The organism is Acinetobacter sp. YH16053, assembly GCF_013417035.1.
Lineage (GTDB): Bacteria > Pseudomonadota > Gammaproteobacteria > Pseudomonadales > Moraxellaceae > Acinetobacter > Acinetobacter towneri.
Genome location: NZ_VPEP01000002.1, coordinates 1 through 13700, shown reverse-complemented (window position 1 = coordinate 13700; position 13700 = coordinate 1). Strand labels below are relative to the sequence as shown.

13 protein-coding genes and 2 pseudogenes are annotated in these 13700 nt (G+C 37.1%); 8 read left to right on the top strand and 7 right to left on the bottom strand.

The window, feature by feature from the left end:
• Positions 1-152: 152 nt before the first annotated feature.
• Positions 153-336, bottom strand: a pseudogene (locus FTV43_RS01860) (IS5/IS1182 family transposase); the annotation flags it as partial.
• A 3-nt stretch (positions 337-339) separates the two neighbouring features.
• Between FTV43_RS01860 and FTV43_RS01855 the strand changes: the two are divergent.
• The 8 genes from FTV43_RS01855 to FTV43_RS01820 all read left to right on the top strand — a co-directional run bounded on the left by FTV43_RS01855 (position 340) and on the right by FTV43_RS01820 (position 6122).
• A complete protein-coding gene (locus tag FTV43_RS01855) occupies positions 340-573 on the top strand; it encodes a hypothetical protein (protein ID WP_179994747.1) in 234 nt (77 codons plus the stop codon).
• Positions 573-1100 (top strand): hypothetical protein, encoded by a 528-nt coding sequence (locus FTV43_RS01850; protein ID WP_179994746.1) that lies wholly within the window; start codon positions 573-575, stop codon positions 1098-1100. Before FTV43_RS01855 ends, FTV43_RS01850 begins: the two co-directional genes overlap by 1 nt.
• A gap of 395 nt (positions 1101-1495) precedes the next feature.
• Positions 1496-2020: a hypothetical protein gene (locus tag FTV43_RS01845; RefSeq protein ID WP_179994745.1), complete on the top strand. Its 525-nt coding sequence runs from the start codon at positions 1496-1498 to the stop codon at positions 2018-2020.
• A gap of 111 nt (positions 2021-2131) precedes the next feature.
• Positions 2132-3586, top strand: coding sequence for a VENN motif pre-toxin domain-containing protein (locus tag FTV43_RS15960; protein WP_257224086.1), 1455 nt, complete (start codon positions 2132-2134; stop codon positions 3584-3586).
• Positions 3583-3855 (top strand): hypothetical protein, encoded by a 273-nt coding sequence (locus FTV43_RS01835; RefSeq protein ID WP_179994744.1) that lies wholly within the window; start codon positions 3583-3585, stop codon positions 3853-3855. The genes FTV43_RS15960 and FTV43_RS01835 overlap by 4 nt, the downstream gene beginning before the upstream one ends.
• A gap of 234 nt (positions 3856-4089) precedes the next feature.
• Positions 4090-4362 (top strand): hypothetical protein, encoded by a 273-nt coding sequence (locus tag FTV43_RS01830; RefSeq protein WP_257224085.1) that lies wholly within the window; start codon positions 4090-4092, stop codon positions 4360-4362.
• 10 nt (positions 4363-4372) lie between these two features.
• On the top strand, positions 4373-5335 hold the full coding sequence (locus FTV43_RS01825) for an Imm49 family immunity protein (protein ID WP_178319500.1): 963 nt from the start codon (positions 4373-4375) through the stop codon (positions 5333-5335).
• A 211-nt stretch (positions 5336-5546) separates the two neighbouring features.
• On the top strand, positions 5547-6122 hold the full coding sequence (locus tag FTV43_RS01820) for a hypothetical protein (protein ID WP_178319501.1): 576 nt from the start codon (positions 5547-5549) through the stop codon (positions 6120-6122).
• 341 nt (positions 6123-6463) lie between these two features.
• Here FTV43_RS01820 and FTV43_RS01815 read toward each other — a convergent pair whose 3' ends face one another.
• The 6 genes and pseudogenes from FTV43_RS01815 to tssH form a co-directional block, all read right to left on the bottom strand.
• Entirely contained in the window at positions 6464-7414 is a 951-nt protein-coding gene (locus FTV43_RS01815) for a M15 family metallopeptidase (RefSeq protein WP_179994743.1), read from the bottom strand.
• Between the two features lie 3 nt (positions 7415-7417).
• Positions 7418-7984 carry a hypothetical protein gene (locus tag FTV43_RS01810; protein WP_004972690.1) on the bottom strand — a complete coding sequence of 189 codons (567 nt, stop codon included), beginning with the start codon at positions 7982-7984 and terminating at the stop codon, positions 7418-7420.
• Positions 7985-7994: 10 nt separating this feature from the next.
• Positions 7995-8795 (bottom strand): type IVB secretion system protein IcmH/DotU, encoded by an 801-nt coding sequence (gene icmH, locus FTV43_RS01805; RefSeq protein WP_179994742.1) that lies wholly within the window; start codon positions 8793-8795, stop codon positions 7995-7997.
• A gap of 10 nt (positions 8796-8805) precedes the next feature.
• On the bottom strand, positions 8806-10170 hold the full coding sequence (tssK, locus tag FTV43_RS01800; protein ID WP_179994741.1) for a type VI secretion system baseplate subunit TssK: 1365 nt from the start codon (positions 10168-10170) through the stop codon (positions 8806-8808).
• 10 nt (positions 10171-10180) lie between these two features.
• Positions 10181-11272: a type VI secretion system protein TssA gene (tssA, locus tag FTV43_RS01795; protein WP_136144159.1), complete on the bottom strand. Its 1092-nt coding sequence runs from the start codon at positions 11270-11272 to the stop codon at positions 10181-10183.
• A gap of 28 nt (positions 11273-11300) precedes the next feature.
• Positions 11301-13571: pseudogene (gene tssH / locus FTV43_RS01790) on the bottom strand (type VI secretion system ATPase TssH); the annotation flags it as partial.
• Between the last annotated feature and the right edge of the window lie 129 nt (positions 13572-13700).

Below are 13700 nucleotides of genomic sequence, written 5' to 3'. Positions count from 1 at the left end.
TGAAAAATAAAACTTCTGCTGACATTTTGGTAAATTTTATCCAATGCCACAGGAGTTTGATTTTGAGTACAAAAGTACAACGAGAGATCACTCATAAACGGCTTTGTTGCACAAAGATTTAAAAGACAGCACTCTGCTCATTTGAACAGAACTCAAGTGATCGCTTGAGTATGAGGACGACCTAATTTTGTAAATCTGTTGAAGACTACTACACGTGCATGAATCTCATTGACTTGGCTTTGAAAGTTTCTCGAACTGAGTTTATCCCCATAATAACTTTATGCAATGCATCTTAGTTTCAACCAAACTTCGACGATGATAGCCTGACCATTTTCTGATATGCGTAATCTACTGGCTGTTCCTCAAGAATGGAAATCGGGTAAATTGTATACTATTGAGTTTACTGCAAAGCCAGGTGTACAAGTTAGGGAAGGGATTGTTGGTGATATGTGGAGTACAAATACTAAGGAACGATTACCAGGTGGTGGACATCAGGTTGAATTTAAAACACATCCAGGTAGTAATCCTCAATTGTTTGAAATTGATGAACTTTCCATCAAGGAAATTAAGTAATGATGATAAAACATGTTGTACAAACCACACAGTATGATGATAATAAAACATTTGAATATATTGAATATCCTGAGCTTGATTTCGAAACATCAAAGGCAAAGTTGATTCATTCTCGATATGCAAAAGTAATCAAAAGTGAAAAAAAAATAATTTATGAAGATGGTAGTGAATTTGTATTACCTATTTCAGAAAGTGTTGAAGTATTACCAGATCAGACAGGATTTATGGTGATTTATGGGAAAGAGCCGAGTGGATTAAGCAAAGAGAAAAAATATCCTTGGTTTTTTGATCAGCCTAGTAATGGTGCGATTTATAATGCTGACGGTAGCTTACGTCGACAAATAAAAAGTCCTTGGAAGGATGGATATATCTTCTCATTTGCACAATCATCAATGAAATATCCTAATCTACCAAGTGTTATTTTAGATCATGAGGATAATCCACATGATAGTAGTTTTTATGACTTATATGCTGTTGATATTAATACAGGAGTATTGTTGAAAACTGGACAACAAATACGACGTTGAGTTTTTAGATCAATATGGACCAGAGGTAGGTATATATTTGGTCAGCCTAGATTATTCGTTTGATAAACGATAATTACCACTATGTACTAATGTACCAAGTGCTTATCATAAATATAAAGTGCTTAGACCTTTTCATATAATTTAATTAGTGATTTTGATGGTATTAATGTCAACCGTAATTCATTCTACAAGTGTAAAAAAGAAAGAGAGGAATGGTTAAAACAAGCAGAAAAGATAGCTTATGAACAGCTAGCACAAGCTAGTAAAATGTATGATTATAAAACTAGTAAAGTTTTATCTGGTAACGCACATCAAGTAAATTTTATGTCCAATACAGCTAGGAGTAATCCAGAGTTATTCAAATTAGATTTGAATAATGTTAAGGAAATAAAGTAATGAGTAAAGAAAATATAAAAGAAATATATTACGTTTTTAAGTCTTCAATTAATGCGCAACAAGTAGAAGTTTTAGTTTTTAGTCAGGAAAAATTTGACTCAATCGGGGATTGGAAAAAAATTGATTCTTTAAAAAAACCATTAATTAATGTGGGTACTTGCATCGTTACTGATACGGGGAAAAAAATCATAGACGAATCGGGTACTGTCTCAGTGTTACCTAACCATAAAAATTTAATTCTTATATTTGATAAGAATAACAAGAAATTTTTGTGTCCAAACAATGCTGCGATTTATAATTCTGATGGAACTTTAAAACATCAATTATTATTACCTGAAGAAGGTTTTTGGACTCCTGATGCTGAAGGTTGGTATATACATTCAACTTATTATGCAGATTTTCCAAATTTAAAAGGGTGGGGGGTAATGGTCACTAATAATCATAAGTGGCCAGATTTATGTTTTTGTTTATACGATGGCACACCAAATTTGATTTGGACAAAATATAGTCAAGAACGACGGTGACATGATGTGTGCTGAAATAGTACACAAGAGAAAGATCAACTTAACACATACAATGAAAAGGTTGATAACTATCAAAAGCTTGGTGTCCTGCTCGATACAATTTCAACAGGATTGTCAGCACCAACGAGTTCAGGTCTAGGCATAGTAGCAGCTACATTAAGCCCTGCAGCAAGTTACGAGATTGGTCAATACTTTAAATCTAATGATGCAGAAGGAAGTACAGCGCATATTTTAGCACATACGCTATTGGGTGCAGCGGTTGCAGCAGCAGGTGGAAATGATGCTTTAACGGCAGGTTTAGCAGCAGGTGGAGCGGAAGCATCGGCACCGTTACTATCAAGCTATTTGTATGGCAAAGAGACAAAAGATTTAACTGCAGATGAAAAATCTACTATTAGTTCAATCACTGGTTTAGTTGCATCTGGTGTAGGTACAAGTAATGGTGATATAGGTTCTACAGTGCAAAGTGGGCAAAGTGCTCAGAATGCGGTGGAAAATAATCGGATGCTTAATGTACGCGAAGCACAAGTTCTACAAGCATTAATTAAAAACAAGACTCAAACTGAAAAGAATAAACTTTATCAGGCTGCTTGTTATCTTGTAAAGTGTGCAGAAGGTGTGCCAGAAGATGATCCAAATTATTCTATATTATTAAAATTACAAGATTTAGGAGCGAAGAATGAAAAAGAAATCGAAGCACTTGAAGCGACAGGGTTATATACCTACACTAACTGGGATAATGCAAATGATCTTAGAACAAGAAATGATGAAATTTTCACAAGAGCGGGTGGAGCTGGAAAAATAGTAGGAGGGGGCTTAACTGCAATTGGTGGTGGAGCTGCAGGAGTGGGTTTGTGTACAACGGGTGTTGGTTGTGCTATCGGAGCACCTTTAGCTGGATTAAGTATATACGGTGGAGTTAGCGCTGCAAATGAGGGTAAGGATGCTTTATTTGGATCATATGAATCTAAAGTAGGGCAAAATGTACTTAACTCATTTAGTCCGAATCGTAAAGATCAACTAAGTCCATTAACTCAAGATGCTTTAAACGGAGCAGTAACAGTTGCAGAATCTGTGTTATTAGCTAAAGTTGGAGGAAAACTGTCAACGAAAGTTAATAAACCTGCTTATAATTCCGTTGAAATAAAAAGTCCCTTAGGGGAAAATTTAGGTACCTATAATGCAGTAAATACAGGCCCGTTATCCAACAATTTAGCTGGAACATTCGCAGGTGGTAAGTACACTGAATTTGAGTTGCAGCAAGACACTATTTTGTATAGAGCTGGTGTTAAGGGTACCAGTTTAGGTCAATTTTTCACTAGAGAAATACCTGAAAGTGTAATTCAAACTCGTATTGATAAAGCTGTTTTACCTGTTTGGCCGGGAGGTGCTAAATCACCATTAGATACAACATACGGTATATTAATTCCCAAAGGAACGAAAGTTTATTCAGGGGAAGTAGGTTCACAAAATGGTTTTTATCTTGGTGGAACTCAGCAGATAGTTGTAGTTGAACCTTGGAAAATTCCTGGAGTAAAAGTAATCAGTGAGAAGCCTCTAAAATGAATGAAGTTCAATCTATAAAATTAATCATAAGTGAAATGATCAATTTGCTTGAAGAATTTGACTTAACATATTGGTCAACAGCATTTAAACGTTTTTTGACGGAAATTGATTCAAATTTTTCTCAAGTAAAGCACGATATTTTAAGGAATTATGCTGGAATGGGCTCATTTAACGACATTGTTTTAGAAAAAAATGGAGAATATCCAATTTATGAAAATGACAAATTTTCCAAATTACGGAATGATCTTTATGATTTGTGCTTAGTGTGACTCATTTGAACGTAAATCTATTGGCAGTTAGAGCTAAATTAATAAAAATTTAGACGATGTAAAAAAGATAAGGAAGCAGGAACACTAAGTCAAGCTGAGTTTGACAAGAAACAGCAACAACTTCAAACCTTAGGTAATTCATTAGCAAAACAAAACGGATTTACTGTCATTAAAGGCGGAAAATATGGTTCAAATAATGGATTTGACCATGTTTGGGTTGCGAAAGATGGTAGCGTGACGATACTTTCAGATAGTAAACAAATTACCAATGGCACTGTAAAGTTAGATCCAAAGGCCGCAGGTGGAAATACACAATTATCTAAAGCATGGATTGATGCTGTTATAGATAATCTAGCTCCAAATGATCCAACTAGGCAAATTTTAATTAATGCGGATAAAGCAGGAAAGCTTAAAACAGCAGTGACAGGAGTAGATCGAGCTACAGGGCAAGCTGTAATTATTCCTGTTAATGTACCTGCTAAATCTAAATCAACTGTTAAAAAATAAGGGGGGATTTATGAAAATGAATATGATGTGTGCACGGCGTGAATTTAAAAATGCACAAGAACGTTTTGATCATATGACAATGGTGATCGGAAGTCATTACAAAAATAAAGAGCAGTTATCTTTATCTGCGGAGGACTTAAGTTATTTAAATGAACGAAAAGCTAATCCATTTGCAGTAATGTATTATTTTTCAAGAGAGATTGATGCGCATATGGCAGGTGCGTGGTTATTTGATCAAGATATTAAAAAATTTAAAAAATTAGCTTATGTTTATTCTAAGTTAAGCGTATTGAATAGTGTGACTCGTGATGATCCTATGCCGTTCTTTTTTCGTTCGGGTTATACGAATGTCAAAGAACCGATGTTTCATATGCTGATGAGTGATAGTACTGAAATCAGAAATTTTTTAATTCGAAACATTGAAGAAGTTGCGAATGATACAGAAGATTTAGAAGATGAGTACGACTTAAACCGTCAAATGATTTACAACACTTTACTGATGTTGGAAGGCAAACAATTAGAACGCTTAAAACAACGCAGTCAGAAAGTGCTTGATGCCCCAACGCCTAAAATTAAGCAATTTGCTAAAGAACTTGAACTGAGAAAATATGATTTTCAATTTTACATTGCATTTACAGAACAGGATGTAGAAGGAATGAAAAAAGCATTAGAGCCATTTTTTATTAAGAAAATAGCTCAAGATGCAGCGAAAAATACACTTGCCTATTATGATTTTTATTTACAGCCACAAATTGTCATATACGCAAAATTAGCTTCGATGCATGGTTTTGATTTAGGCATAAATCATGAAATTGCCCCTAAAGAATTAATTCAGTACGAGCCGCTTCCTCAAGAAGAATATCAAGATATTGTCGACTTTATGAAGCCATACAAACTCTCGTATCCGTATTCTTATTTGCAGAATTGGATTGATTACTATGTAAGAAAAACTGATCAACTCTTTCCTTCATAATTCAAGGCGCAACTAGGGTATGAGGTTTGCTTAATTAATTGAATTTTTATGCACGTGCTTGAATTTCATTAACCTAACTTTGAAACCTATTGCACTCAATTTTATTCCCAATGAATTAGTGAAATGTATTTTAGTTTTTATTTCTGATTATTTTTTTTATTTACCTTAAATTTTGGGTATTTTATTATATAAACATGTTGAGTCTACCTCTATGAAGTTCAATCAATACTTAATTCTAACTGTAATGGCTGTAATCACCTTTACGGCAAATGCAAAACCTACACAATTTTATAAACCTTATAAGAATACGAATACTGTTGAGAATATACAGCCTAAAAAATATCTTATAGAATCTGTAAGTGTAAATTTATCTAACAAGGTTAACGCTCCATCATTTTTAACCCAAGATCAAATAGAAGAGCGGTATTTGCAGAATCTGAAAAATGAATTAAAGTCAAAAGGCTTATTGGCCGATGAACTAACAACACAGCCTATCTCCTTGTCATTTGAAATAAAACAGAAAAGAGTTTTTGCTGGAGAAGATTTAAAATTTTTAGGTTCCAAAGCTGTTGGAAAGTATGCACATAGCACTTTGCAATATACATCTACGATGACGTATGACAATAAAGAGTTAGCAAATTATGTATCAGCTGAAAAAATTTCTTTAGGAAAAAGTGGAAGCCTTGGAAAAATTGTTAGAGATTTATCTGGAAGTGGAAAACCAGAAAATGAGTTAGAAGATATCGATAGTTTTGTACAGTTTATAATTGAACAATTACCTCAATAAAGATGAGTGAAATATGAGATTTTTATATGAGTGAATAGACAGGGTGTTTAATAGAAATACGATTGGTTGAAGAAAATTTAAACAAATAGTTGGTTGAATTTTTTGTAGTAAAAATAGCAGTAAAAAATTAAATTTTAAATATTTTATTATTTAATATCAATTAATTGTTTTCTTAATTTGACTGTCACCGCTTCCGCCAAATTTTTAAAAGACCCTTGATTTTCAAGGGTCTTTTTTATGTCTTGTTATTTCACTTATGACCTATATCTGAAAAAGTTAAATATGATTAACTTGGTATAGAGGCTGAAAATTGAGTTGCTTTTGTTTTTACAACCCCTCAACTATCGCAATTGACCCTCTGCAATTAACTGTTCAGCCATTTCTTTGGTCTTTTTTAAACCAGGCATACGGTATTCAGTATGACCATAATCTTGGATTGATTTCCAGCTCCCACCCCAAGTCAAACCTACCGATTCAGCCACCTCACCATACAGTTGATAGCCACGCATTGCCCAAGGATCACGTTCCGAAATAACAATTTTACCATTACGTTTAAAAGCAATATCGGCAGCTAAACCAAACTGATGATAACTCTGATAGCCTTTGGCGCGTGTAGTATTTGGATTAGTCGACAACATATTCTGACGACTTGGACTACGATAACCTTCAAGTAAGACCAGTTCATAACCGTGTTGTTCTCGCATAATTTTAAATACCATCAGCAGACGTTGCTTATAGCGTGGGTTGATTTTGTCCCATTTACGATCCAGTAAAGCAGAATCTAAATGTGCATGGCTATGAAAAACGGGCGTTTCAATACGAGCAGCATCCACGCTGCCCTCGGCGGAATGTTGTGCTTGATAGCTTTGTTCAAGCTGAGTCGTTTCTATGATTGCATCTTGAATCAAAATAGCATCTTCTTCTGGGGGAGGACTGAGCATTTCTCCCTGAAGTAAGGCATAAATTTGTGGGTCAGTTTCTTTTAAATATTCAGCTTCAATTCGTGTGGAATGAATGGGTTGGGTAAAAGCAAAAGTCAGAACACTGGTCAATAAAATTAGCCCCGCAATTAAAATCCACCATTGCTGCACATACCAATGTGATTGTAGTTTGTTGGGTGAAGCAGCCTGATATAAATGATGAATAACGTGCAAAAAATTGATTATTTTAGTTTTACTTTGTGGCAATAAAGACCGTAAACGCTGCCTGCATGTATGCTGTATCTCATAAGACATGAGCAGCATTAATCCGAGTGCAATAGCAACAAAGCAAAAAAAAATCACAAAAATCATAGGTTATTGATCTTCATCTATAGCCAATGGTCTTTGTGTCACCGTAATTTTTAGTGTTGCTTCAGGCGTTGCTGTTTCAGCTTCTGATTGTGTCGATGTTGTGGATTTCGTTGTTGCTGGATTAATTTTCTCAACTTTCGTGATGCGCTTTACTGGATGCTGTGCGGTATTTTCAAAGGGAGCAACTTGCTGTGCAGGCGGCGTTGGAGCGCCGTTTGATGGTGTGTTGTTGGATGTCGGGCGCTCAAAGAATTTATTTAAATCCTTGTCCTTCGGCTGAATGAAATGATGATCTTCACTTAATAAAGAAGTTTCATGATCATCTGTTACAACCTCATCAACCCATGGAGCATGAACCGTGATTGATGGATGCATTTGTTTCTTTTCTGATTCATCTAATATTGGCGAGGTCTGTAGATTAGAGCCATTAAAGTTGTTCACCCATAATAAGAAAATCAGGGTAGAAACAATCAAACCTGCAATAAAACCGATCAGTACATAAAAGCGAGAAGCTAAGGTCTTTTTCTTATGTTGTAAGATGCGTAAAGAAGTCTTTTTTTCCTGTGCCATACATCATCCACTAGGGTAAATGAATTGTGATATGTGCTTCTTCTACAGGTATCGAAATCACATTTTGATAGGGACTTAAGGCATTCTGGCTCTGTTGAGAAAGCATGAATGTTAAGCCAGCGAAAGTCAGTACCGTAAACATGCAGAGGCAAATTAAAATCCAGAAAAAAGGTAATTCATGATGAATCAGATGCATAATTTGATCTGGAATGGCAGCAAATGGAGAAAATGCCGCTTTTTTCCCTTTGAGATAATCAATTTCATCGCCAACACGGGCAACAAGATGATTTAAATTTTCCACCGATTCCAGTCGATATTTCCCTTGAAAACCCAGTAACAGGCAGTAATGCAATACTTCTAATGCTGCTAAATGTTCTTTACCGCGACTACGCAACTGTTCCAAAATTTCAAAAAAACGATAGCCTGCCAATTGCGAACCAAACAGACTCAATTGTAAAGGAATGATGAGCCATGTATTTTGCAAGTCAAAATAGGCATTATCTTGTTGTGTGGCAATGGTTTCATCCATCAGAGCGCAAAAGGCATATTTGGCGTTGTGAATATCATCGGCAGAAAATTGTAAGCGTTTTGCCTGTTGCTCAAAATGACTGAGTACATCCAGAATCTTTTCACGAAACTCACTCGGATGGGTAGGGATATAATGATTACGCAGCAGAAAAACTAAATAAAAGCCATCATGTAAGAGGTCAATTAAACTGGTGGTTTGAGCTGTTGGTAAGGACAGGTGAGATAAGTCTGAACCAATTTCTTCATCATCAAATAAAGAGGGCATGCCGATGGGTTGAGTCATAATTTTTCTCTTAATGATTAAGTACTGCAATCAGTTCGATGCTGATATCTTGGAAGCCTGCGGGCATATACACACAAATTGTTGTGGATTCCAGCATTGGTTGATAAAGCTCATGATGTGATTCAATTTCAAAATAACTGACCCCAGAACGTACTGGAATTGCACTTGGCACTTGGACTAAATGCTGCAATGGAACTGCGGGTAGTGCGGCAATGACACGTTGCTCTACATCAAAGGTACTGCCCACTTTAAAACGTAAAGGCACGACTTGAATTAATTCATGGGTTTGCATTGAGCTGCTAGAAACTGCAAGATACAGTCGCGTATCACGGTCAATCTTGTCAGATTCAAGGCTACCGACCCAATATGATGGGCGGGTTTCTTTCAGTGCAATGCTGAAGTAACGATTGGAAATAATTGTGTCGAGTAAATCTCTTAAGATGAGATCAAGCTGCTGAAAACTCTCTTGTAATTGGCAATGTCGGTATTGTGGAAGATGCTCCACACTATAAGCAGTTGAAAACGTCAGTAATGAGCCAGTTAGACGTAATAATTCTGAAAATAAGCGTTCTGGATGAATCTGTGGATAGTGTAATAGGTGGTTTAATTCGGCATAGGCTGTATTTAAGACATTGATTAGCCAAAAGGAAACAATATCTCCTGAACGGAACTCAATCAGTTTTTGTTCATTTTCACGATTATTGCCCTGAATGGTTTTTATCTTCGCCTTAATGATGTTTAGGCTACGTTTTAAGTGATTGATTAAGACTTCTGAAGCTGAAATATGCAAAAGTGGTGGAATAAATTGGTAATCTAGCTCAAAACTGCCTGAACTATGGCGTTTGAGTTTCGCAATCGGTAGGTATAGAAAACCATCCAGATTTTGACTGGGCTGAACATGCAACTCTAATAACTTAAATGCTGCGCGGCGATGTAAAAAATTGAGTTCAGCAGGGCTGGCATCGGTAAATAAATCATGGGTTTCCTGCAAAAAATTATGATAGCGACTCGGTATTGCCTGTGTTTCATTTGCTATATTTTTTTGCTTGGCCTGCAAAATCGGAAGAGTTAGATACAGCATCATCTCTGTGTTTAAATTCAGGTCATCCAATAACAACGGTGCAGGTAGCAAGTCTTGTGCAGGTGCATGGTAAATTTCACCATCTTGCCAAATCATTTGTACCTCTTGCAGTGCAAGAATATGCGTTGCAAGTTGTGCTTCATCAAATTTTAATTTTTGTATGCCATAGGCATGAGGAATCATGGCACGGATGGTGTGATTCAAACGCTGTTCATGGTAGCGATCTTGAACTTGAAAATGCTGAGGACGTAAAAATAAGCCTTCACCCCAAAGGATTTTTTCTGCTTTAAACATGGTGATTCACTTATTCTGATTGGTATTGATTGTTGGATTGAACGCCAAGCGTGTCTTGTAGCATGTTCAATGGATGTTCATCCTTAATCACCTGCGCTAGCCATTCATGCAAGGGCATTTGGCTCCACTTAATGGTTTTTTCCAGTAAATAGCTGACAGGACTATGCGGTTCATTTTTTTGAAAATATGCTGAAATTTCCTGCAGAACTTGCATGGCGTGTTCACGATTTTCTAGGTGTGACTGTTGCTGTGGTTGAAATGACAGCTGTTGTGCAGTAGACGATTGAATGCTGACTGGAGGTGAAATAGAGGGCGATAAAGCTGTCACTTCTGTAAGTGCAGTGACTGGGCTTTGTTCAAGTGATGCTACTTTATAAATTTTCTTCAGACTAAGATGAATGCTATTGAAGCTTGAATCAATTGCAGCAAAACTTGGCGCATCTAAACCCAGCACATGATCTAGCACCTGCTTTAAGGTCGTCCAGTGCTGTAAAATCTCTGTAAAATATTGATAGTTTTGGCGCTGAATGTCTGGATTTAGCTCCAATACGGCTTGTTCTAAATGAGCCAATTCCGCGGAATGATCCACGCTGCTATCATCACCTTGCTTACGAAGCATGTTTTCCTGATAAAGAAAATTGTCATAGTCGAGTAGGCAATAAAAAGGCGCCTGATTGACCAAGGGAACTTTTTTAATCAAGACGGGCAATTGATTGATCTGTCCTTGTAATAGTCCAATTCGTTGGTCTAAATCTTCATCTTCAATTTCAGGATGGAGCGTTATCCAATATTGCGCGATGAGGCGATGGCTGAGTTCCAGACTTTTACTGATCCCTTCAAAACCAGATAAGTTCGCCCATGCTTCAGCAAGCCAAGTCAGCAAACGAATATCTTTAGTCTTCGTTTGCAGTAAATGTATTACTGTATTTGCAACAAAGTCCCAATCTGCCTGTTTGGGGGCAATGACCCAATCCCCTTGTTCCAGTAAAGTATCATCTTGAGTTCTAGCGAGTTTGATTGCATGAAATTCATTTGAAAAACAATAATCTTCGCCACAAGGCAATTGTGCTTGAATAGGTGCAAGTAAAGATAAAATATCCATATAGCTAAATTAACTCAATTTTAAAGTTTTAAACCGCAGCTTGAGGTTCTGGATTGGAGGCTTGTTTGGTTGTTGGTTCTGCTGGATCTAGTTGATAGTGAATTTCATCATTGACGACATGCATCAAAATCAACTTCGGTAGGCGCTGTTCTGCCAAAGCAACTAAAATATGCGTGGCTAAAGTAGGTAGAATGGTAGCGTTCAAGATGTGGTCGACATTGCGTGCGCCACTATCTACTTCAGTACAACGCTGCAAAATTAATTCAATCACATCATCAGAATATTGAACCTGTATTGCATACTGTTGTTCGATACGCGTAATAATTTTTTCGAGTTTGTGCTGAATAATACGAACCAAAAGATCATCGTGCAGCGGAAAATAAGGTACGATGCGCATTCGCCCAATAAATGCAGGTTTAAATTGTTGAGATAGACTTGTTTTTAAATGCTCAATTAACTTTTCTGCAGTAGGCCAATTTTCTACAGGTTGATTTAAACAGGCTTGCATAATTGCACTCGAACCTGTATTTGAGGTCAGTAAAATCGTGGTGTTTTTAAAGTCAATGCTGCGACCTTCACCATCTTCCAGCATGCCTTTATCAAAGACTTGATAAAATAATTCTTGAACATCGGGATGCGCTTTTTCAATTTCATCCAATAACACGACACTATAAGGGTTGCGGCGCACGGCTTCGGTTAAGACACCGCCTTGCCCATAACTGACATAACCCGGTGGCGCGCCTTTTAAGGTAGAAACGGTATGTGCTTCCTGATATTCAGACATATTAATAGTGATGAGATGTTGCTCACCGCCATAGAGTTCATGGGCGAGGGCGAGCGCTGTTTCAGTTTTACCGACACCGCTTGGACCAATTAATAAGAAAACACCTTGAGGCTTTTGTGGGTCTTCTAATTTTGCTTTGGCAGTTTGAATCCCATGCACCAATTGAGTTAAGGCATACTCCTGTCCCATCACACGTTGGCTCAGTTTGACCTTTAACTTTAGAATTTTCTGGATTTCATCATTGAGCATTTCGCCAACAGGAATACCCGTCCAATCAGAAATAATTTCATGGATGATCTGTGCATTAACACGTTCAAAAACTAGAGGATTTTGACCTTGTAATTCAGCTAAATGGATTCTTAATTGCGTAACTTTATCCAGAACATCTGAGGCGTTTTGCGTATTGAGCTGCTGAATCTGCTGAACCAAATTCAACTCTTGTTGCCACCGTTTTTCAGTATCGGCAATTTCTTGTTCTAGCTGAACGAGCTGTTGTTTGAGTTGTGATAATCGTTCCTGATAAATCGGGAGTTGTTGATGTTCTTGCGTGATAAGCTGCTGTTCTAATTGTAGATTGTGTAACTGTGCTTTGAGGTGATCCAAAACAACAGGTTGTGCATTTTGGGTTAAAGCCACTCGTGCCGCAGCAGTATCTAAAACACTAATGGCTTTGTCTGGAAGTTGACGACCACTGATGTAGCGATTAGATGCTTGTACTGCGCTGATAATGGCTTGATCATCAATTTGTAAATTAAAATGTGTTTGCATGACTGGAATCATGGCACGTAGCATGTCAATTGCGACAGCTTCTGTAGGTTCAGCAACTTTGAGAACTTGAAACCGACGGCTAAGCGCAGCATCTTTTTCAAAATATTGCTTATATTCGCTCCAAGTTGTTGCGGCAATCGTTCTTAATTCTCCGCGTGCTAAGGCAGGTTTCAGTAAATTTGCGGCATCATTTTGTCCTGCTTGACCACCTGCCCCAATTAAAGTATGTGCTTCGTCAATAAATAAAATAATCGGATGAGAGGAAGATTGAACTTCTTGAATCACTTGCTTTAGGCGACTTTCAAACTCACCTTTGACACTGGCACCAGCCTGTAACAGACCTAAATCTAAGGCATGCAGATGCACATTTTTTAAGGCATCAGGTACCAAACCTTGGGCAATTTTTAATGCCAAACCTTCTACAACAGCTGTTTTTCCAACACCTGGCTCACCTGTCAAAATTGGGTTGTTTTGACGACGTCGCATTAAGATGTCAAGCAGCAAACGGATTTCAAACTCACGCCCAATGACAGGATCAATCTCACCATTTTGTGCCTTTTGGGTCAGGTCGATGGTGTATTGATCCAATGCAGGGGTTTTGGGTGCTAATGTTTTTGCTTGAAGTTGATTCGTGTTTTCTGCACATGATGTTTGATTTGTTTGGCTAAAATTTTCACAGCTTTCAGCACAAATTTCTAGAAACTTATGTTTCATGGTATCAATGGGAAATGCTTCAAATAAAGTTGAGGGGTAATACCCCCATTTTTAATTGAATTAATGGGTAGAAAATCTAAAGCCTTGTTATTGTTTAAAAATAGGTGGACAACCATTTACTGACATATGAGGTCGTTCATGATTATAAAAGTACTGCCAGTC